The sequence below is a fragment of the Pseudoalteromonas sp. PPB1 genome, assembly GCF_015356275.1.
Lineage (GTDB): Bacteria > Pseudomonadota > Gammaproteobacteria > Enterobacterales > Alteromonadaceae > Pseudoalteromonas > Pseudoalteromonas rubra_D.
The window spans coordinates 165857-188740 of sequence record NZ_JACEQV010000005.1; the positions used below are offsets into that span (position 1 = coordinate 165857).

The 22884-nt window shown below is 46.2% G+C and carries 18 protein-coding genes; 9 read left to right on the forward strand and 9 right to left on the reverse strand.

The window, feature by feature from the left end; genetic code table 11:
- From IY568_RS25275 to rluF, 3 genes are all read left to right on the forward strand, one after another.
- Positions 1-1098, forward strand: a complete 1098-nt coding sequence (locus IY568_RS25275; protein ID WP_194867171.1) for a DUF418 domain-containing protein — start codon at positions 1-3, stop codon at positions 1096-1098.
- A 20-nt stretch (positions 1099-1118) separates the two neighbouring features.
- Positions 1119-2225, forward strand: coding sequence for an ABC transporter substrate-binding protein (locus IY568_RS07035; RefSeq protein WP_194867172.1), 1107 nt, complete (start codon positions 1119-1121; stop codon positions 2223-2225).
- 185 nt (positions 2226-2410) lie between these two features.
- Positions 2411-3355, forward strand: coding sequence for a 23S rRNA pseudouridine(2604) synthase RluF (gene rluF, locus IY568_RS07040; RefSeq protein ID WP_194867173.1), 945 nt, complete (start codon positions 2411-2413; stop codon positions 3353-3355).
- Positions 3356-3387: 32 nt separating this feature from the next.
- On the opposite strand, the gene IY568_RS07045 is transcribed toward rluF, so the two are convergent.
- Together IY568_RS07045 and IY568_RS07050 are read right to left on the reverse strand one after the other, a co-directional pair.
- Positions 3388-6441, reverse strand: a complete 3054-nt coding sequence (locus IY568_RS07045; protein ID WP_194867174.1) for an efflux RND transporter permease subunit — start codon at positions 6439-6441, stop codon at positions 3388-3390.
- Between the two features lies 1 nt (position 6442).
- Positions 6443-7528 carry an efflux RND transporter periplasmic adaptor subunit gene (locus IY568_RS07050; protein ID WP_416365159.1) on the reverse strand — a complete coding sequence of 362 codons (1086 nt, stop codon included), beginning with the start codon at positions 7526-7528 and terminating at the stop codon, positions 6443-6445.
- A 90-nt stretch (positions 7529-7618) separates the two neighbouring features.
- Between IY568_RS07050 and IY568_RS07055 the strand changes: the two genes are divergently transcribed.
- The 5 genes from IY568_RS07055 to IY568_RS07075 all read left to right on the forward strand — a co-directional run bounded on the left by IY568_RS07055 (position 7619) and on the right by IY568_RS07075 (position 11708).
- The gene (locus IY568_RS07055; protein ID WP_125557045.1) at positions 7619-8515 is read left to right on the forward strand and encodes a LysR family transcriptional regulator; all 897 of its coding nucleotides are present in this window, start codon (positions 7619-7621) and stop codon (positions 8513-8515) included.
- Complete coding sequence (locus IY568_RS07060) at positions 8499-8816, forward strand: MGMT family protein (RefSeq protein ID WP_125557043.1); 318 nt, start codon at positions 8499-8501, stop codon at positions 8814-8816. Before IY568_RS07055 ends, IY568_RS07060 begins: the two co-directional genes overlap by 17 nt.
- 34 nt (positions 8817-8850) lie before the next feature.
- Positions 8851-9822: a YbgA family protein gene (locus tag IY568_RS07065; RefSeq protein WP_125557041.1), complete on the forward strand. Its 972-nt coding sequence runs from the start codon at positions 8851-8853 to the stop codon at positions 9820-9822.
- Positions 9822-11201, forward strand: coding sequence for a deoxyribodipyrimidine photo-lyase (phrB, locus tag IY568_RS07070; protein ID WP_125557039.1), 1380 nt, complete (start codon positions 9822-9824; stop codon positions 11199-11201). The genes IY568_RS07065 and phrB overlap by 1 nt, the downstream gene beginning before the upstream one ends.
- 231 nt (positions 11202-11432) lie before the next feature.
- Positions 11433-11708, forward strand: coding sequence for an HU family DNA-binding protein (locus IY568_RS07075; protein WP_010381157.1), 276 nt, complete (start codon positions 11433-11435; stop codon positions 11706-11708).
- Between the two features lie 45 nt (positions 11709-11753).
- Here the strand turns inward: IY568_RS07075 and ilvN are convergent, their stop codons facing one another.
- Both ilvN and IY568_RS07085 read right to left on the reverse strand, forming a co-directional pair.
- Positions 11754-12251, reverse strand: a complete 498-nt coding sequence (ilvN, locus tag IY568_RS07080; protein WP_125557037.1) for an acetolactate synthase small subunit — start codon at positions 12249-12251, stop codon at positions 11754-11756.
- Positions 12251-13972, reverse strand: coding sequence for an acetolactate synthase 3 large subunit (locus tag IY568_RS07085; RefSeq protein WP_138537892.1), 1722 nt, complete (start codon positions 13970-13972; stop codon positions 12251-12253). Before IY568_RS07085 ends, ilvN begins: the two co-directional genes overlap by 1 nt.
- A 402-nt stretch (positions 13973-14374) precedes the next feature.
- Between IY568_RS07085 and IY568_RS07090 the strand changes: the two genes are divergently transcribed.
- Complete coding sequence (locus IY568_RS07090; RefSeq protein ID WP_194867175.1) at positions 14375-17323, forward strand: immune inhibitor A domain-containing protein; 2949 nt, start codon at positions 14375-14377, stop codon at positions 17321-17323.
- Between the two features lie 31 nt (positions 17324-17354).
- On the opposite strand, the gene IY568_RS07095 is transcribed toward IY568_RS07090, so the two are convergent.
- The 5 genes from IY568_RS07095 to ppnN form a co-directional block, all read right to left on the reverse strand.
- Positions 17355-18362, reverse strand: a complete 1008-nt coding sequence (locus IY568_RS07095) for an isocitrate dehydrogenase (RefSeq protein ID WP_125557031.1) — start codon at positions 18360-18362, stop codon at positions 17355-17357.
- A gap of 199 nt (positions 18363-18561) precedes the next feature.
- A complete protein-coding gene (locus IY568_RS07100; protein ID WP_194867176.1) occupies positions 18562-20247 on the reverse strand; it encodes a hypothetical protein in 1686 nt (561 codons plus the stop codon).
- A complete protein-coding gene (locus IY568_RS07105; RefSeq protein ID WP_021032825.1) occupies positions 20244-20630 on the reverse strand; it encodes a DUF3192 domain-containing protein in 387 nt (128 codons plus the stop codon). The genes IY568_RS07100 and IY568_RS07105 overlap by 4 nt, the downstream gene beginning before the upstream one ends.
- A gap of 57 nt (positions 20631-20687) precedes the next feature.
- Positions 20688-21467 carry a flap endonuclease Xni gene (xni, locus tag IY568_RS07110; RefSeq protein WP_194867177.1) on the reverse strand — a complete coding sequence of 260 codons (780 nt, stop codon included), beginning with the start codon at positions 21465-21467 and terminating at the stop codon, positions 20688-20690.
- A 69-nt stretch (positions 21468-21536) separates the two neighbouring features.
- On the reverse strand, positions 21537-22880 hold the full coding sequence (ppnN, locus tag IY568_RS07115) for a nucleotide 5'-monophosphate nucleosidase PpnN (protein ID WP_194867178.1): 1344 nt from the start codon (positions 22878-22880) through the stop codon (positions 21537-21539).
- Between the last annotated feature and the right edge of the window lie 4 nt (positions 22881-22884).

The following is a 22884-nucleotide window of genomic DNA, read 5'->3' on the forward strand; positions in this document are numbered from 1 at the left end:
GTGAGAAATCAATACCTTGATAGCCTGAGAGGGTTTGCATTACTGGGGCTGAGCCTGACAAACTTATTCTTTATGGCAAACTTTGCCTATGGTTATGTTCCCCCAGTTACACGCGACGGGATGGAATCTGCTTTGTCGCTTTTAACCACTTTGTTTGCCGACGGTCGTTTTCGAACGCTGTTTTGCCTGGTGTTTGGTGCAGCCTTAGTGATTCAGTATAAAGCGCAAAACAAGGGGGAAGATAATCTCTTTGTTATCAAATCCCGTTTATGTGTGCTGGGCTTGTTTGGTGTGCTACACGGTTACTTACTCTGGCCCGGAGACATTCTGCTGAATTATGCGTTGTCCGGGTTGCTGGCGCTAATGTGGCTGGATGCAAAAGATAGATTGCTAAGCGCGGCGCTACTGACAGTCCTTCCGGTTATTTTGCTGGTGATACTCAGCATCCTTGTCGGTGAACCTGGTTTTGACAGATCAAGTGCCGAGTATGCAACTTTACTGAGTTCTTTGCCGGTAAGTTATGCCCAGTTGCTGAGCCAGAATATCACCCATTTCAACATGATGATCATTCTTATCCCGTTGGCAACTTTGTGGAATACACTAGGTTTGATGCTTTTAGGGATGGAACTTTTTGAACGAGGTTGGTTTTCAGGGCAGCGTTTTGTCTCTGGTAAGATGATGTGGACTTGGTGGTGGGGAAGTGTGCTTGCATCCTTGCTACTTTGGTCAAATAACGAAACCACTGTGGGGCACATGCTGGAAACATTGAACTGGTTGGCTGCAATACCTATGGCCTTATGTTATTTGGTGCTGTTACAAGCCATCCGCCAACTTTGGCCCAAGCTTAGCTTGGTATTTGCGATAGTGGGGCGTTATTCCCTGTCTTTGTACTTGCTACAATCAGTGGTTGGGATTTTGGTATTTCATTTTCTTTTTCCTGCGACCAGGGTGTCTTTTACTCGCGTCGAGTATTTTGGGTTTTTCCTGGCGCTGACCCTGGTTCAGGTGATTTTAGCTATACTGCTTGATAGGGCAAAGAAAACTGGCCCTGCTGAGTATTTATTGAAGCGTTGCGTGCGGCGCCTTAGTGATATGTAACATTTAAAAGGCTGTTTATTGTGAAGTTGTTGCAGTGTATTTTATTGAGCTGGGGGTTGTTTTTTGCCCCTTTGAGTTGGGCTAAGGCCGATTTTTCAGTACTTTTAGTGAACCCTTCTATTTCCGGTGAGCCGTTTTGGCAAAAAGTCGAATCTATTGCTCAGGCCGCCAGTAAGCAGCTGAATGTAAAACTGGACGTGATTTACGGTGATGGCAGTCGCTACATTCAGCTGGAAGAACTACAGAAATACCTAGAATATCGAGCAACACCTGATTTTGTTGTTTTGATGCTATACCCCGGCAATGCTGAGCAACATCTGGATTTGCTGGAAAAGTACGGAATACAGTACTTAACCTTAGAACAAACCATTAATGGGCCTGAGCAGGTGGAGGTTGGCAAACCCGGACAAAGATATAAAAATTGGTTGGGCGAGATTTACTTTGACAATTTCCGGGCAGGAGCGGACCTGGCCCAGGCTTTGACCGAGTCATTGCGCGAGAAAAGGCCTTCAGTTAAACCTCAGGCTCTTGCAATCAATGGCCATTATGGCAGTGAGTCGGATGCCCGAAATCAAGGCGCGCAGTCTTTTTTTGGTAGCCAGGGCGTTGCTTTGCAACAATCCATTTATGCAAGCTGGTCAAAAACCCAGGCGATGGAAAAAACGCAGCGTTTACTCAAACGTTACCCCAATACAAATATAATCTGGAGTGCATCAGATCTGATGGCGATGGGGGCACTAAGTGCGGTTAAGCAGCGCGGCGAGAAGGAGCAGACCTTCGTAGCCATAGGCGGATTTGACTGGCTCAATGACACGCTCAGGTTGATAGAAAAGGGTGAATTGCAGGCCTCGGTCGGTGGTCACTTCATCATGGGTGGGCTGGCTATTTTGTCTCTGCATGATAAGTTTCATGGCCATTCCTATTGGCAAACCAACCAATCGATTACTTATCCTCTCGTGGTCATTAATGAACACAATGTGCATCGCTACATATGGCTGGCCGAGAAAATTGACTGGACAGGCGTGGACTTCAGCGGGTTTAGCTTGCTTAACAATAAACAATCAAATTACTTGGTGTCTCCGACGTTTTTAGCCAAAGACAATGCCCCAGGCGTCATTGGCGACTGAGCAAGTTATAACGTTAGCTAAGTTAGAGCCGCCACTAGCTGATGAAATATTTCTACTGGCGATGAAATTTTGTTACCATGCGCCCCCCGTAACTGCCCGTTGGTCATGCAGCCCCGACTCTGAGCCCATGTGCCGGATATCGGACAGTATTGACTCATTGCACAGAAAAAGAAAAGTGCCCCTTTATGAATGAACCTAAGCGACTAAATAAATACATCAGCGAAACCGGGTTTTGTAGCCGCAGAGAGGCGGACACCCTGATCAGTGACGGCCGTGTCAGTGTTAATGGTCAGATTGCCGAAATGGGTCTGAAAGTCAGCGATGCAGACACCATTTTGGTTGATAATAAACCGCTCAAAGCCAAGCCGAAGCGGGTGTACATCGCTTACAATAAACCCGTTGGTGTGACCTGCACAACAGAGCGAAAAATAAAAAGCAATATTGTCAGTGCCATTCAGTATCCGGAGCGTATTTTTCCTATTGGCCGTTTAGACCGGCCTTCAGAAGGGCTGATCTTTTTGACCAATGAGGGCGATATCGTCAACAAAATATTGCGCGCTGGCAATAATCATGAAAAAGAATATGTGGTAACCGTCAATAAGCCTGTCACCGATGCGTTTATAAAGGGTATGCGCTCGGGCGTGCCAATTCTTGGCACTGTGACTAAAAAGTGTTTTGTCAAAAAGACCGGGGCCAGACAGTTTACCATTGTTTTAACTCAGGGGCTGAATCGTCAGATCCGACGTATGTGTGAATACTTTGATTTTGAAGTACAAACACTGAAGCGTGTGCGGATCATGAATGTGAACCTCAACGGTTTAAGACCTGGACAGTGGCGCCACCTGAGCGAGTCTGAAATGGCAGAGATTAATGCTTCAATTGAAGGTTCATCGAAGACCGAAGAGGCGTCTGTGGATACGTATAAACGTACGCAGCGTCACACTGCGAAACCGCGTCAAGATGGTGAAACAGCTAGCAGAGGGCAAAGCAGAAAGTCTGCGTCTGAGCAAAAGCGTAAGCGCTCAGACAATTCACATGGTGATAATACAGCAAATCGTGATAGACCGAAAAGTCGCTCGGGCGCTAAGCCAAAAGGCAGGGTGAAAGGGACTTTGTCTCTCAAAAAATAACTAAAAAAAGGGCCGCTCACTGCGGCCCTTTTTTATTTTGGTGCGGTTACTTTGAAGAACAAACAGTAAATTACGGGAAGTACTATCAAAGTGAGCACGGTGGCAAAACCTAGGCCAAACATAATGGTGACTGCCATGGATTTAAAAAATACATCGAATAGGAGCGGGATCATACCTAAAATGGTTGTCACGGCCGCCATCGATACGGGCCGTACACGACTGACCCCGGAATCAAACACCGCCTGATAGGGGGCTTTTCCGCTATCCAGTTCCAGGTTGATTTGATCCATCAAAACAATGCCATTTTTAATTAACATGCCAGACAGACTGAGCAGTCCCAGCAGTGCCATAAAGCTAAATGGTGCCTGAAATATGACCAGCCCCGCGGTTACGCCAATAATAGCCAGCGGCACAGTGCTCCAGATGACCAATGGTTTACGCACTGAGTTAAATAGCAACACTGTGATGATAAACATGGATAAGTATCCAAGCGGGAGTGAGCCAAAAATGGCCTTCTGAGCTTTACTGGACGACTCAAACTCACCACCCCACTGCATTTCATAGCCTTGCGGTAACTCGATTGCTTCAATGTCGGCGCGGATCCGGGCAAACAGTTTAGCCGGTGTTTCATTGCCAATCACATCATGATCTGCCATGACGGTAATTGTGCGTTTGCGATCCCGACGCATGATCAGGCTGTCTTCCCAAATGACTTCAACGTCATCGAGGATCTGGCCCAGCGGCACATATACATTGAGCACAGGGCTGAAAATTTGCAGGTCGACCAGGTTTTCAACGTTGCGACGTTCAACCTCGGGTGCTCTGGCCACAATCGGTAGCATTTTAGTGCCATCCCGATATAAACCTACTGTGTTGCCCGACACACTTGTCAGCAACAGCTGGTCCAGGTCAGATTTACTGATCCCCAGTCGCCGCGCTTTTTGCTCATTAAAGACTGGCTCAAGTACTTTAGAACGCTGACGCCAGTTATCACGAATATTAAATGCACCGGCGTCTTGTGCCAGGCGGTTTTTAGCTTGATCAGCTAGCCTGCGTAGTACAACAGGATCGGGACCAGAGAAACGCGCTTCGATTTTTGCATCTGTAGACGGGCCAATTTCCATGCGTTTGATTTTAAGCTTTCCATCCAGCTCGTTGTGGGCAGAAAATTCTCTTACTTTCGCTATCATAGTCGCAACGGCTTCTCTGTCACTCACCCGAATGATCAGCTGACCATAGGATGCATATTGCTTTTCCGGGCTGTAAGTCAGCATAAATCGGGGGGCACCCTGACCAATGGTCGTTGTGATCTCCTCAACCAGCTCGTCGGATTGCAAAAATGCTTCCAGCTTTTCCAGATTATCTGCTGTACTTCGAATGTCAGCGCCCTGATAGTGCCAGTAATCGACATAAAACATGGGCGTATTGGAAGCAGGGAAGAACGATTGCTTTACTGACTTAAAGCCAACCATCGCACAGCCAAGGAGCGCGAGCATCGCGATAACAGTGGTCCAGCGGAACCTCAAACACACACCAAGTAGAGCCTTGTATGCGGTAAAAATCATACCCTGATAAGGGTCATCCGTCTCTTTGCCTCGCTGAATGTCTTCTTTGAACAGCATGTTGGCAAAAAAGGGGGTCAGGGTAATGGCAGTAACCCAGCTGAGTAGTAGCGAGATCAGGAGTACCCAAAACAGCGAGCCAGCAAATTCTCCACTGGCATCTGAGCTCAGCCCAATTGGGGCGAAAGCGGTAATACCAATCACAGTTGCACCTAACAAAGGCCACTTGGTTTGCTCTACAATATTAACCGCTGCTTTTATCTTGCTTTGTCCACGTTTGAGGTTGATTAGGATCCCTTCTGTGACCACAATAGCGTTATCGACCAGCATACCCAGCGCGATGATCAAAGCGCCAAGTGATATACGTTGTAAGTCAATTGCGAACATCTTCATGAAAATGAAGGTGCCGAGCACTGTTAGAAGCAAGATACCGCCAATAAGAATGCCACTTTTAACACCCATAAAGATCAATAGCACGACAATGACGATGGCAACGGCTTCAAGCAAGCTGACAATAAATCCGTCTACGGACTTCTCCACTTCCATTGGCTGGTTGTAAACGGTGTGGACTGACATACCATGAGGGCGTTGATATTCCATTGACGTTAGGTGTTTCTCTATGGCCTTACCGATTTCTACCACATTAACACCAGAGCTGAAGGAAATACCCAGGAGCAAAGATTGATCGCGATTGTAACGGGTAATATGCGTTGGGATCTCAGCGTACTCGCGTTTTACGGTGGCAACGTCGCCTAAGTAGATCAACTCTTTGGCACCGGGCTTAGAGATCAGTAAGTCTTCGAGTTCAGAAACTTGACTAAACTCGCCTGTGGGGTGAATTCGGATAGATTCGTCTCCAACACGGATTTTACCCGCGTTAGACACGCTGTTTTGGGTCTGCAGCAGTGAAAAAATACGGTTGTGGGATATCCCCAATTGTGACAGCTTCTGACTTGAAATTTCAACAACCACCTGCGCTTGCTGTTCTCCTGCTATGGTTACTTTACTGACGCCATCCACCAGTACCAGTTCTCGTTTCAGGTAATCTACGTATTCTTTTAGCTCTTCATAAGAATAGCCATCGCCCGTTACCGCATATAACACGCCATATACGTCCGCAAAGTCATCCATTACTTTGGGCGTGAATACGCCAGGAGGCAGGTCTGGTTTTAAGTCGTTTATTTTACGTCTTAGCTCATCCCAAATTTGTTTCAGGTCTTCCTTTCGGTAAGTACTTTTCATCTCCACCGTGATCTGCGATTGGCCCGGTGATGAGATAGAGGTAACGTAATCCACATAAGGCAGGCTCTGGATGGCATTCTCTATGGGATAGGTGACTTCCTCCTCAACTTGCTGCGGTGATGCACCTGGATACACTGTGATCACCATGGCTTTTTTGAGTGTAAACTCCGGATCTTCCAGTTGCCCCAGGCCAAAGTACGAAACTGTGCCTGCTAAAAGCAACAGCAGTGCGAACATTGCACTGATCACCTTATTTTCAATAGACCATTTGGCAAGACTCATTTTACAGGCCTCGCTCTTTGGTCCATGGGCGTACTTTCAGGCCTTCCCTAAGGTGATGGACTCCGGCCGAGACAATGACCTCGCCAGGTTTTAATCCACTCTTGATTTCGAAACCTTGCTGGCGCAACTGACCAGGCTGGACAGCACGTTTAGACACCAGTTGGGTCTTAGGATCATATATCCAAACGTAATGGTTGCCTTTCGCTGCTTGCGTTTGTTCGGAAAATACCGCTTCATTCGGTACTATGATTTCCGATGTGTTGTGGTTGGTGATCTTGCTGGGATCGACATAGACATGACCTGTCATCCCGGCGAGCAAATTAAAGTCCTCTGGGATGGGCAGAGAGAAGACAACCTTGTAGGTCAGCGTCGCAGGGTCGGCTTGCGTATCCCATTCTTTAATATTCAGCAGATAAGATTTATCCGGGTAACCATCAAAAATGACGGTTGGATGATATTCGAGATCTTTATTAACCCGAGCAACCAGTTTTTCAGGCACCTGGATGATCACATCCATACGGTCTCGTGTCTCAAGGCGTAAAATATTCTGTTTTGCGACTATGTTTTCATAGTTTTTCACGAAAACTTTGGCAATCGTACCGTCGAATGGGGCTCTGAGCTCGCTATTTTCGAGGTTGGTTTGGGCTATTTTGAATGCTGACTCGGCAACTTGTTCGTTTGCTAGTGCCTGATCATATTCCGCTTTACTGGCAATCGATTTTTTATATAAAGACTCGATCCGATTAAGCTGGGCAACGGCGAGTTCAAACTGGGCTTTTCGCTGTTGATATTGAAGATCAAAGTCTTCCGGGTCGAGTTTTGCCAGAAGCTGCCCTTTTTGCACTTCCTGACCGGCCAAAACAGGAAACTCCATCAGTTCCCCATTAACCCGAAAAGCAAGATAAGAGCCCTGGTTTGCCACAACTTCCGCAGGAAAGCTGCGTAACAGACTGGCTTGAGGGTCAGACACGGTATGCAATTTAACCGGGCGAATGACCTGAGTTGCAGTGGTTTGCTGTGTGGCATCCTGACATGCGGATAATAACAACAAGGCTGGAAAAAAGAGTGCGAGTTTATTCACCAAAATTACTCCCTCAGACTAAAACTTAGTGCAGGATAATGAATTTGGGCATAAAATAAAAATTATTAAAACTTTGGTATAAAATAAATTTTATTTATGAAGTTGGCAGATATTCAGGTACTTGATGCCGTTGCAAATGCACAAAGTTTGAGCGAAGCGGCAAAACATTTATATAAGTCACAGCCCGCTGTTACGCAAGCGTTAAAACGCTTGTCTGATGAACTGGGGTTTGCGTTGGTTACGCGTGAGGATTATCGGATCCGACTTACCGAGCAGGGGAAGCGTTTTCATCAGCATGCTCAGAAGTTGCTGGAACACCATAATCATTTAAAGACCCTGGCGGATGAGTTTTCACAGGGCAATGAAGCAAAATTTCGCATTTGTTATGAACCTATGTGTCATCAGGAAACGTATAACGCCCAGATAAGTAGCACCTTTAAGCAATTTCCTTCTACTGAACTAGTGATCTCAAGCGGTAGACGTTTTGTCGCATTGGAGCAGGTAAACGCCGGCGCTGCCGACTTAGGAATTGGGCCCTGGTTTGATCTGTTTCATGCAACCGGTGAACTAGAATCCATCGCGATAGGTGAAACCAAGCTTGGTGTTGTGGCTAAGCGTGGGCTGTTGCCCAAGCGTATGTACTATGATGAATTGAGCCTATATCCTTGTCTGGCAATGGTTGAGAGTGGTTTCGACTTTGACAGTGAAAGGCTGGCGTATTCTCGTGGATTACACGTGATGAAACTGGATGATGTCAGTACCATTAAACTATTCTTATCCCAGGGAGTCGGATTCGCCCTTACCAGTCTCAATACTTGCAGGCAGGAGTTAGAAAGCGGCGAGCTGGAACGTATAGAGATAATAGACCGACAGCATGAATTCACAGCAGCAATTCACGCTTTTCGTCGACATCAGGGTCATTATGGGCCGGTTGCCAGACATTTGTGGCAACAGTTCACGGCATTAGGAGCGCAGTTTGCAAGAGGAAACTAAAGAGGAATTCAGAATCAGGGTATTTACACTGATAGGCGCAATTCCGGTTGGAAATGTCGCAACGTACGGGCAAATTGCCGGTCTGGCCGGTGCACCTAAGCATGCTCGGGCAGTTGGATACTTGTTAAAGCACTTACCGGCAGGGTCAAGTTTGCCGTGGCACAGAGTGATTAACAGTCAGGGAAAAATTTCTTTTCCGCCTGAAAGCAGTAAGTTTATCGAGCAGAGTCAACTATTACGCTCGGAAGGAGTGCAGGTACAGGGTGGCAAAATTGCCTTACGACAGTATCAATGGTGCTAAATCTATCCGTCATTTTTGAGTTATGGAGAGAGCAATGATTGAGCAAGCTTTTAACTTTAACAGCCCCATAAAAATAGGGATCAGCGCGTGTCTTGCTGGAGACAAAGTCCGTTTTGATTCAGGGCACAAACGCAGCAACTTTTGTATGGATGAGTTGGCGCAGTACGTTGAGTATGTGCGTTTTTGTCCAGAGGTGGCTATCGGGTTACCTATCCCAAGAAAGACGATCCGTCAGGTGAGAGTAGAGGATGTGATCAAAGTTGGTCCGGCGCACAGCGATGAAGACTATGCACCCGATTTAGCTGAATATGGGAAAAAGGTGTCTGAGGATCATGGTAATCAGCTGTCGGGTTATATCTTTTGCGCAAAAAGCCCGAGTTGTGGTATGGAGCGGGTTAAGATCTACAACGAAGCTGAGACAGGCAATACCTCTGAAGGCATAGGTATATTTGCCGAGCAGATCATGGCGCGCAACCCTTTATTACCTTGTGAGGAAAATGGCCGTCTGAATGATATGCATCTGAGAGAAAATTTTGTGATGCGGGTCTACGTATACAAGAGCTGGCAAGAACTGGTGGTTACCAATCCTGGCTTACATGAATTGACTAATTTCCATGCCCGTCATAAGTACTTGCTGATGAGCCATAATTACGAGGCCTATCGTGACCTTGGCAGACTGCTTGCAGAGGGCAAAGGAGTCCCGCTTGATGAGCTCAGAAAGACATACATCAGTGGCCTGATGGAGGCATTGTCGAGCCCGGCAAGACGTAAGGACCAGGCTAACACATTATCGCACTTACAGGGGTATTTTAAGAAAGTACTGGGTAAGGTTGAGAAACAGGAGCTGTGCCGGGCGATTGATGACTACCGCATTGGTCAGGTTCCGCTACAGGTCCCACTTACCTTGTTGCGTCACCATTTGATCATGCACCCAAATGACTACCTGATGCAGCAAGTCTATTTTCACCCTTATCCTAACGAGCTTAAGCTGAGGTTCGCGATTTAATGTCTACATTGTTTTGGTTTCGGCGTGATTTGCGCGTTTTTGGCAACGAAGCGCTTATAGCTGCGGTTGAAAATGGTGCGCGCGATGCACTCTTTTTGGTGTGTGAGCAGCAATGGCAAGCGCACAATGCAGCACCTGTACAGGTTGATTTACTTAAGCGGCGGGTTATTTGGCTAGGGCATAAACTGGCTGAGTTGGGTGTGCGCCTGCACGTGCTAGATGCAGGTGATTTTACTCAAGTGCCCGCAGTGGTGTCTCAGTTTTGTCAGGTGAACGGCGTTGCGCAGGTTTACGCTAACCGTGAGTATGAAGTAAATGAACAAGACCGAGATAACGCGTGTCAGCAAGCCGGTGTGCAATTGCACTTATTTGATGGTGATTTGATTGCCCCACCGGGCAGTGTAACGACGGCCAGCAATGAGATGTACAAAGTGTTTACGCCGTTTAAAAAGGCCTGGCTTAAACAGTACGAGCAACAGCACTTTTACCTGCCCGGCTGGCCTGAAATAAACGCAGCTCCATTTGAATGGGAAGCCCCAGAGTTACTTACAGGGGAGGGTGTTTCAGATAAATGGCCAGTTGATGACGAAACTCTGGTAAAAGTTGTACAGTCGTTTATTCAGGAAAAAATGGTCGATTACAAAGCTAATCGGGATTTTCCTGGTGTCAAAGGCACCTCTGGGCTTAGTCCTTACCTGGCATTAGGAATTGTGTCAGTGAAGCAGCTATTAGCAGAAAGTCAGCTCCATTTTCCCGAACTGTTGCAGATGACCAGTGCACCAGCGTTTAGCTGGATCAATGAATTGATTTGGCGCGAGTTTTACCGACATCTTATCTGCGCTTATCCAAAGTTATGCAAAGGGGTTAACTTTAACGAAAAGTATAATCACGTTGACTGGCGACAGGACGATGCCCACTTTAAAGCGTGGTGCGAGGGCAATACAGGTTACCCTATTGTCGACGCCGCAATGCGACAGCTTAACCAGACCGGGTGGATGCATAATCGTTTACGTATGATTGTAGCGAGCTTCTTAACCAAGCATTTGCTTATAGACTGGCGTAAGGGCGAGCATTACTTTATGAGCAAGCTGATTGATGGTGATCTGGCAAGCAACAATGGTGGCTGGCAATGGGCTGCCAGTACTGGGTGTGATGCACAGCCTTATTTTAGGATCTTTAACCCTATCAGCCAAAGTGAAAAGTTCGATCCGCAAGGAGATTTCATTCGTAAATTTGTGCCGGAGCTGAGCGAAGTACCGGCAAAATCGATCCATTTCCCTCATGATTATATGCAGGCTTTTGGTATAAGTGGGTACATGAAACCGATAGTTGACCATAAAGCAGCACGGGAAAGAGCGCTTGCTGCGTTTAAGGTTTAACCTATTGCTTACTGTGCTCCTCGGCTCAGGTCTGACGGGGCGTGAGGCGTAGTGCATGAAAAGTGAGCAAAAAGTGGGTGTTTTTGTGCCCGTTATGATTACATCCCCGTCAGATAAGGCGAATTAGCTTAAATATTTTAGTTAAAACGGGATTTTAGGCTTGCACAAAGAAAAAAAATGGATAACCATAGAATCCGCTTCGGCAAATTATAAAAACATAGGAATTATACAATGAATAAAGCTCAACTAGTTGAAAAGATGGCGGCTGACGCTGAGATCTCAAAAGCTGCAGCGACACGCGCGCTGGAAGCATTCACTGGTGCTGTAACTCAGTCTCTTAAAGATGGTAACTCAGTGGCACTGGTTGGTTTTGGCACTTTCTCTGTAAAAGAGCGTGCAGCGCGTACGGGTCGTAACCCGCAAACTGGCGCTGAAATCCAAATTCCAGCGGCAAATATCCCTTCTTTCAAAGCGGGTAAAGGCCTTAAAGATCAGGTTAATCCTTAATAGAAAAAGGGGCTTAAGCCCCTTTTTTTAGCACTCTACATTCTATTATCCCTTGAGTGCTTTATCTCCTCTCCCTATTCCCACAGTACCAGAACGAACTACCTCAATAATATCGCTCTCATGCCTAAGCATATCCAGGAATGAAGCTATTTTATCGCTGCTACTGGCCAGCTGAACCGTATAACTGCGTTTACCCATATCTAGTATCATACCCCCAAATACGTCTGTAACGCGTGTTACAGAGGCCCTGGTTTGCTCGTTACCTGCAAATACTTTGACCAGTAATAGTTCTCTTTCAATATGACTTGAGTCTGTCAAGTCAATGATCTTAAGTACATCAACCAGCTTGTTTACTTGTTTGGTTATCTGTTCAACAACCCGGTCGTCGCCCTGAGTCGTAATGGTGATCCGCGATAGTGTTGTGTCGTCGGTTGTGCCCACTGTCAGACTGTCGATATTGTATGCGCGTTGAGAAAATAACCCCACTATGCGAGATAAAGCGCCAGGTTCGTTTTCCAGTAATATAGATAAAATTCTGCGCATTATGCTTTTACTCCCTTTTTCAGCCACATATCATCGATGGCACCTAGTTTGATTTGCATAGGATAAACGTGTTCATTTTCGTCTACGCGAATATCAAGGAACACCAACCTGTCAGTGATGGAAAATGCTCTTGCCAGTGCATCATCCAGTTCATCAGGATGATCTACTCGGATCCCTATGTGGCCATAGCTTTCGGCCAAAGCCACAAAATCTGGCAAAGACTCCATATAAGAGCTGGAGTGACGTCCACCATACATCATATCCTGCCACTGCCTGACCATGCCTAAAGAGCGGTTGTTCAAGGAGACTATTTTGACATTCAGGCCATACTGGAGGCAGGTGGAAAGTTCCTGAATGTTCATCTGAATTGACCCATCTCCTGTAACGCATACAACGTCAGCTTCAGGGTAGGCTACTTTTACCCCCATCGCAGCGGGCAGGCCAAAGCCCATGGTGCCGAGACCACCTGAATTGATCCATTGCCTTGGGTTTTTAAACGGATAATATTGAGCAGCAAACATTTGATGCTGACCTACATCTGAACTGATATAGGCATTACCCTGGGTAACCTCGTAAAGCTTCTCTATGACCGTTTGCGGTTTAATCACGGTGTTCTGTGTATCATATGCTAAACAGCGCTGCTCACGCCATGCTGTGATTTGTTGCCACCACGATTCCTGAGCTGCCCGATCAATACGCAGGGCGCTTTTCTCTATCGCGCTTTGCAGTTGTGAAAGTACAGTTTCTAAACTTCCAACGACGGGAATGTGCGCCTGAATGGTTTTTGAGATTGAAGTCGGGTCAACATCGACATGGACTATGGTGGCATTTGGGCAAAACTTTTTGACGTTATTGGTTACCCGATCATCAAAACGTGCTCCCAAAGCGAGGATTACGTCGGCATTGGCCATGGCTTTGTTGGCTTCCAAAGAGCCATGCATGCCCAGCATCCCCACAAAGTTTGGATGCGTGCCGCTGATCCCGCCCAGACCCATTAGAGTGTTTGTAATAGGCGCGTTTAGGGTTTCAACCAGCTCAGTTAATTGCTCAGATGTATTTGAAAGAATGATGCCGCCACCTGAATACACAACCAGCCGTTTGGCGCCCAGAATTGCATCTACCGCTTTTTTGATCTGGCGAGAATGCCCTTTAGAACTGGGGTTGTAGGTACGCATATCAATTCGAGCGGGCATTTCATAGGCGTATTTAAGTTGTGGGTTCAGAATATCCTTGGGCAACTCAACGACGACAGGACCTGGTCTGCCTGAGCTTGCCAGATAGAAAGCTTTTGCCAGTACAGTCGGGATTTGTTGGGCATCACGGCAGTTAAAACTATGTTTAACAATTGGACGTGAGCAACCAACAATGTCTGTTTCCTGGAAAGCATCATCGCCAATTAAATTAGATGGTACCTGGCCTGATAAGACAACCATAGGAATACTATCCATATAAGCCGTAGCAATACCTGTTACACAGTTTGTCGCCCCTGGGCCAGACGTAGCCAGCACGACTCCAGTCTTGCCTGTACTTCTGGCGTAGCCATCTGCCATATGCGTGGCTGCCTGTTCGTGTCTAACCAGGATATGCTCAATGTCATCTTGTGCAAACAGTGCATCATACAAATCCAGCACAGATCCGCCTGGGTAGCCAAATATATAGTCAACATCGAGCTCAGTCAGCGCCTTAACTACCAGCTCCGAGCCATTAAATTGCTCATTCATTACCTCATTCCTCAGCAAAATTTAAATTAAAGGCAAAAAAAAACCCCGCTGGTGCGGGGTCTGTGCAAACGTTCGCTCACAACGGCCCCGCCGGACTTATCACTAAGACCAGTACGAGTACCACAACTGTGAAGAATAGTGTTTGCATGTTTAATATCTGCGTAAAAGTTTAATCTGATGTTCTTTATTTAAAAGCCTAAACACGGCAGTGTCAAGGCTCAAAAATAAACAAAGTGCATTATTATGCCTTTTTGGTGTTTTAAATATTGAAATGTAGTGTTTCATTGTGTTTATTTGTAATGAGTGTGAATAATTAATGCATTTTTGTGTGGTGGTGGGCAGTTAGAAATATCTTCTCTAACCTGCTACTATCGTGAGCACGATCACATCGGGTAAATCAGTATGAAATTCAGCCTTTTAGTTCTTTTTTTTATTGTTATTTCAGCGCCTGTGTCAGCATTACAGCTGGACCAGCAGCAACTGCGCTTCTGGCTCGAAAAGCGTGAAGGAAGAAGTTTTTCTGATTACGAAGCCAGACAAAAGATCTCAGACTATCTTATTGGATTTCAGAGCCCGGTTTTTCGTGTCCCGTTCAATGGCAAACAACCAAAACAGTCAGTGGCCCTGCGTGGTTATCAGGCGGCTTCTTCTGAGCCTTTACAAGGAGCAAAAATCCTGACAATTCTGATAGATTTTCCTGACCTGCCTAATGATGATAATCGTCTGGAGCTGGGTGACTCTGACATGTTTTATGCTCAGTATCCGAGTAGTCATTACCGGCAACTCATTTTCTCAAAGGAAGGTTTTAATGGACCTGGCGGCCAGACTCTAACCAGTGCCTATCAGTATTATCAGCAAGCCTCTGGAGAGAGCTTTGCACTGTCAGGAGAAGTTTTTGGCTGGGTCACGGCAACACAGAACGCAAGTTACTATGGACAAAGAGTGGGTGCCCAGCGTGACATCAGGGTAGCAGACTTGATTAGAGAAGCAGTTGAGTTGGCTGTGGAACGCTATGGTATTAACCTCAGTGACTATGATTTGACAGATCTGAGCGATCGTGATGGTGATGGCAATTTGAATGAACCTGATGGTGTTGTTGACCACATAATGGTATTTCATTCTAGCATTGGAGAGGAAGCGGGTGGAGGAGTGTTGGGCACTGACGCCATTTGGTCCCACCGCTTTGTAGTTGCACAAGACGGTTACACACCTGTGGCGGTCACAAACAGCGATGTACGTATTCTCAATTATACAATTAACCCGATTGATGCGAGCATGGGTGTAGTTGCACATGAATTTGGTCATGAACTCGGGTTAATCGACGAATATGACTTAAACAGTAGCGCAATTGGTGAACCGGTGGCGAATTGGTCGGTTATGTCCAGTGGTAACTGGTTAGGCTCACTACGTGGCTCACAACCTGTTTCATTCTCTCCTCGTAACCTGGATAGGTTACAGCAAAAGTTTGGCGGTAATTGGGTTAATCAAACTCAGTTGCAACTCGCGCAATTAACCCAAGGCTATCAAGCCAATATTAGCCATATAGGCGAATATACGGGGGAAACCGATCAACTTAAAGTCATATTGCCAGCCAGATTAGAGTATGTTGGAGAACCTTTATCGGGACAATATCAGTATTATTCCGGACAGGGGAATGACAAATTAAACACAGCCAGCATGACGTTCTCTTTGCCGGCGTCAACAGACTTAACCCTCACAATGCAGGCTCGATTCGATATTGAGAGCGGCTTTGACTTCTTTCAGGTAAAAGCGAATCAAATCCCGCTTGTGGGGAATTATACCAAAATGCAGCACCCAATATATCCAACTGTCACCCATTATATTGATGGCCACAGTGGCCAAGTAACCGGTGGTAAGAATGGCAGCAAGGTGGCTGACCTAAGTTATTCGCTTGCAGCATACGCAGGTCAGACGGTGACTCTGGAGTTTCTCTATCAGACCGACAGTATTGAATATGGCTTTGGCCTGTTGTTGGATGATATCTCAGTCGTAGGTGATGAAAACACTGTTGTACTGGCAGATGCGGAGTTCTCAGAACAAATGTCTTTAAATGGATTTACCAGAATAGGTCGGTATCGCGAAGGGTTGGGGCAGGCTTATTATCTACAACTTAGGTCCCACCTTGGGATTGACGCTGGCCTGCAAGGCGCAAGCTATGCGCCAGGAGTACTCGTTTGGTACGCCAATGAGAATATTGAAAATAACTCCGTTTCTTTTCGCCCCGGAGAAGGCAAAATCCTGGTCGTTGATAATGACCAGCAGATCATACCTGGTGCAAATGGCATTAGCCCGGCAGCCACCCGTATTCAGTTAAGAGATGCCACGCTGAGATTACAGGATCAACCTGCGGGGCTTGGCGACACTCAGTTGCAGGCTATTTATATGTTCAATGACAACCAAGACTATAGCCATCCTCAGCAACCAGTTTCAGGAGTTGTTCTGCCTGAACATGGGGTAACAATCGAACTACTGGGAGTGAGCGAGCAGTATCAACAAGCACAACTACAATTAACAGCGGCCTCAGAGCCAAAGGTTATTGCCAGTGCAGAGGGGTTTAGGGCCAAGTTTTCAGTCTCTGGGTTAGCTTTGAGTACGTTAGATACATTTGAATGGCAATTTGGTGATGGTAATAGTAGTGAGTTTCTTACACCTGAGCATGAATATAGCAGTGAGGGTGTCTATACCGTCGTCTTTACCCGAACAAACGCCGCTGGTGAGGTGCAATCCGTTAATCAGCAAGTGACCATAGCGCCGCCGCTGGAGATCCTGGATACCAAGATTACAGACGACAATGGAAATATTACTGCCAGTGTGGCGTATCGTGGCGGGGTGTCACCGGTAGTAATCAGCTGGGACCTTGGTGATGGTACAAATTTAGATGGAGCCGAGATCCAGCACCAATATAATTTATCAGGGCGCTATCGGATAGTGGTGTCATTACAAGACGCTAATGGCAGCAAAGCAAGCAAATCAATAGACACAAGCGTTACCGTCCCCCTGGCAGGTGAGATTAACGTATCGCAAAACGGCTTAACAGCCAGCTACAATGCTTCAGTAAGCGGTGGGTCTGGCAATTATGCAGTGAGCTGGACGTTTGGAGATGGTCACGAAGGGAGTGGTGGGGCTATCAGCCACACGTATCAGAGTGCAGGAAGCTACCAGGTGGCAGCGACAATAACGGATCTTGATGACGGTCAGGAGGTAAAAGTAACAGCAGATGTAACGCTCTCTGTTGCAACCAGCAATGACCAGGATGGTGGGGCAGGCAGTTTGTTATGGCTAAGTGTGTTGCTACTGTTAATGATTCAGATAAAAAAACGCCCTGCATGAGCAGGGCGTTGGTATTAAATGCGCGGATCGCTTAAAGGCGGTCGATAACAGCTTGTGTAAAGTCAGTTGTGCCGTGATTACCACCCAGGTCACGTGTTGTACGATCGCCAGATTTGATAACGTCAGCAACTGCATTGCGGATCTTATCAGCAGTTTCGCCCATATCGAGGTATTCAAGCATCTGAATAGAAGCCAGAATAACAGAGGTTGGGTTAGCCAGGTTTTTGCCCGCGATGTCTGGTGCACTGCCATGTACTGCTTCGAAAATTGCTGCGTTTTCACCAATGTTTGCACCCGGAGCCATGCCCAGACCGCCAACCAGGCCTGCGCACAGGTCAGAAATGATGTCACCAAACAGGTTTGTGGTTACTACAACATCAAACTCTTCTGGTGTCATGACCAGTTTCATACAGGTCGCATCAACGATCATTTCAGCTGACTCGATGTCAGGGAAGCGCTCACCTACTTCACGCGCAACTTTAAGGAACAAGCCTGAAGTTGATTTAAGGATGTTTGCTTTGTGAACTGCAGTAACTTTTTTACGGCCTTCACGTTGTGCCAGCTCATAGGCAAAGGTGACGATCTTTTCAGCGCCTTCACGGGTGATTTTAGACATTGCTTCGGCTTCGCTGCCATCTTCAGAAACAACCTGACCAAGTCCTGAGTACATGCCCTGAGTGTTCTCACGTACTGTGATGATGTCGATGTCATCATAACGTGCTTTAGTGCCTTCAAATGATTTTACCGGGCGAACATTGGCATAAAGACCAAAGTGCTTACGCAGAGTTACGTTGATTGAAGTAAAGCCTTCACCCACTGGCGTAGTAAGCGGTCCCTTAAGCGTAATTTTATTGCGTTCAATGGCGTCTAACGTCTCAGGAGGCAGTAGCTCACCAGTTTTTTCCAGTGCTGCAAGTCCCGCGTCAACGTACTCGTAGTCGAATTCGCAGCCCGCTGCATTCAAAATTTCAATTGCCGAGTCGATGATGCTTGGACCGATGCCGTCGCCACGGATTACCGTGATAGTTTGCTTAGCCATTTATGTTTCCTTTATCAAAAGTAAAATCACTTCTCAGAATAGATCTAACTAGTTTAGTCGAGCTGTTCTGGTGATGTTGGTTCGCTTGAAAATTTAAGCGCGTTTTATAGCAATTTATTCATATATATTCCAGTCAGGAATGAATAAATGGCATAAATATCATGAATAGTCGGAATGTATAATATTTATTGGGTAAATATTACTCAATTAAATTATATAAACCAAGTGATTGCAGGTGTGCTTCCAGGGCATTCAAATCAGGCCACTTGTGTTCTTTGGCTTGTTCATCTAGTAACTGACGTTGCCAGGCCGATGTTTCAAACTTGGCATCACAGATTTTCAACGTAAGCACCTTGACAGCGGCAAAGGTTAAAGACAGCCCCTTTAGTTTTGACTTTTTGTATAGTTCTGACTGCTCAAAGGCTCGGTGAGCCTCACTGTTAGCAAAGTGAGTGTGAAAGTAGTGTTTGAACGCTTCTTCATCATACGCTGCAAAACCATATAGATACGCCAGAGAAACAGGTTGGGGGTTGGTGCTACATTCACTGGTATACACAAACCGCTTTATATCAACACTATGCTCCTTGAGCATAAATGCAATAGCTGCACTGACTGGAGACAAAATGTGCTCATAGTGATGACCATAGTTCTGCTGAACCAGTGCGGCCAGTACCTGAGCGAACAGCTGATACTTATGCCAGATGTCTTTCGCAAATGGATGCTTGAGTTGCACAATCAATTGCTCAACCAGCACTCTCTGGCATAACAGCGCCGCGGCATCGAGGCCAACCATAGTGAGACAATGACGTAGGTTGGCACCTTTCTGAGCTTCGCGGTTGTAAAGCCTGGCGGCTTGAGATAGAGCGGCCTCTATTTCTGGGAATGGCGCGATGGTTTTTTCTATTGCCCTGAAGCTGCTGAAGTTTTCACCGCCCAACTGCTCAACAACATGTAACGCCTCAGTCATTTGATCTGACGCAGTGGCAAGCGGCTGCGGTGAAATACGGGACCATACCCGGTATAGCAATTGTGAATCCGATACTTTAAATGCATGGTAGCGTTGCTTGTATCGTCTTTGTGTTTTGATTAAACGGGTGATCTTACCCGACTGTATAACAGCAAGGATTGCATGTTTGTCTTCTTCACAAAGTAACAGAGCCTGATTGTCATTGTGGCGCTGTATCGCGCCGGCAGGATAGGCTTCAAACTGGCGGGCGAGAAGCTGTAAGCTGGTTTGCACAAAAGAGTCGGTATTATTCAGGTACAGCTGTTTGATGATTGTTGGTAGCGAAGCGCGATGATTTTTTTTCATTAATGCAACAGCGGCCTGAGTTGCAATGGCAACCAACAGGGTCACGTTGTCATACAGTGGTGTCGTACTTTTGCGACTAATTGATAATTCATAGCCTGAGAGTCTCGCAAGGATCCGAGTGACCTGAGGTGACTTGAGCTGACCGGTGCTAAGAACTTTTACTGCTAATTGATGGCGCAGTCTGAGTTTTTTGGATTCGACTTGTGACAAAGGGTGATCTGCCGCTGCTTTGTCATATTCGCGGCTGGCACACAGCACACTGGCAAAGCTTGCCGACAGAAGTTCATGAATAATTTGCTCGGTATAACCGTGCGCATAACCAAGCATACATAGCAATATAGATTGTTTTACCAAAACGTTGGTTGAGTGCCGATAGGGTGTTGCAATAAAATGCAGGTGAGCGTGCAGAGCGTTTGGTGCCTGGCGGTAAAGGCGAGTATATTGCTCAGCTAACTGGGTCAGGGTCACATCAATGTGAGGCCAGCTGTCTTTATCGTAATATAGCGATAACACTGACTCAGATTGAGTCAGGAGTTTGTGAAGCTGCCTAGCGATGTCCTCATTGACCGTCATTCAAAAGCCTTGTCGTACGCTACGATTGCGCCAGCTCCCCAGAGCGTTAGTTTGCCATTTTCAAACAGCAAGCCAGTACATTCGTCTTGCGTGGTGATCCCATCTGGTTTTACCAGCTGCGTTCTGTAAAATACTATCTGCACCACTCGTTCACCTTCTGACTTTACATAGGTCAGGTCTGGGCTGCCGAGTGTTTCTAACACCTCATCGAGATCGACAATCATGTCGGGCTTTAGCTTGCTGATATAACGCTTATTAAAGGCTTCCCGGTCCTGCCAGATCATGGCTTGCGGGTCATCTTTATAGAAATTAATGACCAGGTACACTATGACCCCATATACGGCGAGGCCAAGAAAAACGTATTGTAAAACCTTTTTAATCATTGAAATACACCAAAAACTCCCAAACCTAGCGTAACGGAAGCGTTGCAACACAACAAGCTATTTGCGCTCAATAACCCGGAGTTGACTTAAATTAAAGCCGAGATTGATGTCAGTTTGTAGTGAAACGAGCGTTTTACTTAAAATAAAGTTATCTAAATCTTCTTCTAATTTGCGTCGCGTCGCAGGTGCAAGCGTCGGGGCGTTGAGCGCATGCTCAACCTGACCAAACTCTGAGATCAATTCTATGGCCGTTTTCTTTCCGATCCCTTTTACGCCTGGAATATCATTCGTCTTATCACCCATTAACGCCCATAGTTCGGTTAACGCATGGTAAGGCACCGAAAACTTCTCTAAAATCTCATTGTGCTCAGTGTAAGATTTTGAAAAATAGTTATAAATTTCTATATTCTCTGAACTGAGAGGAAGAAAGCCTTTATCGGTAGATACAATAACAGACGGTACCTTGTTGTGGCTGGCCTTGCTTGCTAAGGTAGCAATGATGTCATCTGCTTCATCCTGTTCGGGAAAAAAAGCGGTGATACCACACTCCTGAAACCCCTCAGCAATCAGAGCGAGGTTTTGTTTAAGTTGCTCCGGCATGGGTTTTCTGCTGTGCTTGTAATTTGCGTAGTAGTGATAGCGCCAGCTGCGTTCACCATCAAAAACGGCAATTGCATGGGTTGGCTCAATACGTCTGAGTAATTTTTTACAGGCGTTATGGACGCGCGCTTTGCACGATTGCATGATTTGCTGTTCACTCACGCCTTGTTGGTCGACGTCCACTGCATAAATTCGGCGGATCAGGTTTAGCGCATCTATAAGAAGTAATTTAGCCATGGGTGTTGTTAGTGGTATTTCATCGAGGTTAAGAGAGCGGTAGGGTAAGGCCGTACCTTACCCTGTTAGTTAAGCTTTGATTTCATAGCAGGGCACATAGGCGCTGCCAGGTAATTTCATTCTGCCTTGGGCAACAAACGCACGTAATAGCTTGTCCATGTCTGTCATCAAAGATGCATCGCCACTCAAGATATAAGGTCCTTGCTGTTTAATGGCCGTAATACCTTGCTCTTTGACATTACCGGCCACAATACCAGAAAACGCTCTGCGTAAGTTGGCAGCCAGATCCTGCTTTGGCTGGTTCAGATGAAGGTCTAACTCTGCCATATTCTTGTGCGTTGGTTCAAACGGCTGCTGGAATTGGTCTTCAATTTTCAAAGTCCAGTTAAAATAGTATGCGTCGCCCTCTGTTTTGCGATATTCGCGGACTTTTTCCATACTTTGGCTTAGCTTCTGTGCAACCAACTCGGGTTGATCCACCAGCACTTCGAATTTACTCAATGCCTCTTTACCCAGTATTTTTTCGATAAAATCACATAATTCGTCAAAGTATGCTTTAGAAGAGCTTGGCCCGGTTAAAATAACAGGGAGCTGTTGTTTAGCGTTGTCAGGGTGTAGCAATATACCGAGCAAATACAGCAGTTCTTCAGCTGTTCCCGCACCACCAGGAAATATAATGATGGCGTGGGCACTTCGGATAAATGCTTCTAAACGCTTTTCAATATCCGGCAGGATAACTAGTTCGTTGACTATCGGGTTAGGCGGCTCTGCGGCAATAATACTGGGTTCAGTCAAACCGAGATAGCGGTTACTGGTGATCCGCTGTTTAGCATGCCCAATCGTTGCGCCCTTCATAGGGCCTTTCATCGCACCAGGTCCACACCCGGTGCATATATTTAAGCCTCGTAAGCCAAGTTGGTAACCTACTTCTTTGGTGTATTTGTATTCTTCTTCATTGATTGAGTGGCCACCCCAGCACACTATCATATTTGGGTCTGTATTAACCTCGAGTGCATCTGCATTTCGCAGAATGTCAAAAACCATGTGTGTAATGGCTCTTGGATCTGTGAGTTGCTCTTCATGACGCTGATAGATGAACAGGATGTCGCGGATAACTGAAAAGATATGTTCATGTATCCCGGCAATAATTTTCCCGTCGACGAATGCTGATTTAGGTGGGTTTGTTAGTTCTATCTTTATCCCACGTTCTCGGGCGAGTAGCTTGATATCAAAATCTTGATACTTGTTATAAATTTCATAGCTTGAGTCGGTATGACTGCCTACATTAAGTACTGCTAATACACAATTTCTAAATAATCGGTATCTTTCTATGGTCGATGAGTGCTGAAGCAGGTCAACTTCCAGTTTTGAGAGTAAATTAAGTACACCTGTTGGGTTTAACTGTACATGCATAGGC

Excerpts from the sequence above, each read along its gene's own strand:
- rluF (WP_194867173.1), top strand. The coding sequence starts at position 2,411 with ATGAATGAACCTAAGCGACTAAATAAATACATCAGCGAAACCGGGTTT.
- IY568_RS07045 (WP_194867174.1), bottom strand. The coding sequence starts at position 6,441 with ATGAGTCTTGCCAAATGGTCTATTGAAAATAAGGTGATCAGTGCAATG.
- IY568_RS07055 (WP_125557045.1), top strand. The coding sequence starts at position 7,619 with ATGAAGTTGGCAGATATTCAGGTACTTGATGCCGTTGCAAATGCACAA.
- IY568_RS07065 (WP_125557041.1), top strand. The coding sequence starts at position 8,851 with ATGATTGAGCAAGCTTTTAACTTTAACAGCCCCATAAAAATAGGGATC.
- phrB (WP_125557039.1), top strand. The coding sequence starts at position 9,822 with ATGTCTACATTGTTTTGGTTTCGGCGTGATTTGCGCGTTTTTGGCAAC.
- IY568_RS07075 (WP_010381157.1), top strand. The coding sequence starts at position 11,433 with ATGAATAAAGCTCAACTAGTTGAAAAGATGGCGGCTGACGCTGAGATC.
- ilvN (WP_125557037.1), bottom strand. The coding sequence starts at position 12,251 with ATGCGCAGAATTTTATCTATATTACTGGAAAACGAACCTGGCGCTTTA.
- IY568_RS07085 (WP_138537892.1), bottom strand. The coding sequence starts at position 13,972 with ATGAATGAGCAATTTAATGGCTCGGAGCTGGTAGTTAAGGCGCTGACT.
- IY568_RS07090 (WP_194867175.1), top strand. The coding sequence starts at position 14,375 with ATGAAATTCAGCCTTTTAGTTCTTTTTTTTATTGTTATTTCAGCGCCT.
- IY568_RS07095 (WP_125557031.1), bottom strand. The coding sequence starts at position 18,362 with ATGGCTAAGCAAACTATCACGGTAATCCGTGGCGACGGCATCGGTCCA.
- IY568_RS07100 (WP_194867176.1), bottom strand. The coding sequence starts at position 20,247 with ATGACGGTCAATGAGGACATCGCTAGGCAGCTTCACAAACTCCTGACT.
- IY568_RS07105 (WP_021032825.1), bottom strand. The coding sequence starts at position 20,630 with ATGATTAAAAAGGTTTTACAATACGTTTTTCTTGGCCTCGCCGTATAT.
- xni (WP_194867177.1), bottom strand. The coding sequence starts at position 21,467 with ATGGCTAAATTACTTCTTATAGATGCGCTAAACCTGATCCGCCGAATT.
- ppnN (WP_194867178.1), bottom strand. The coding sequence starts at position 22,880 with ATGCATGTACAGTTAAACCCAACAGGTGTACTTAATTTACTCTCAAAA.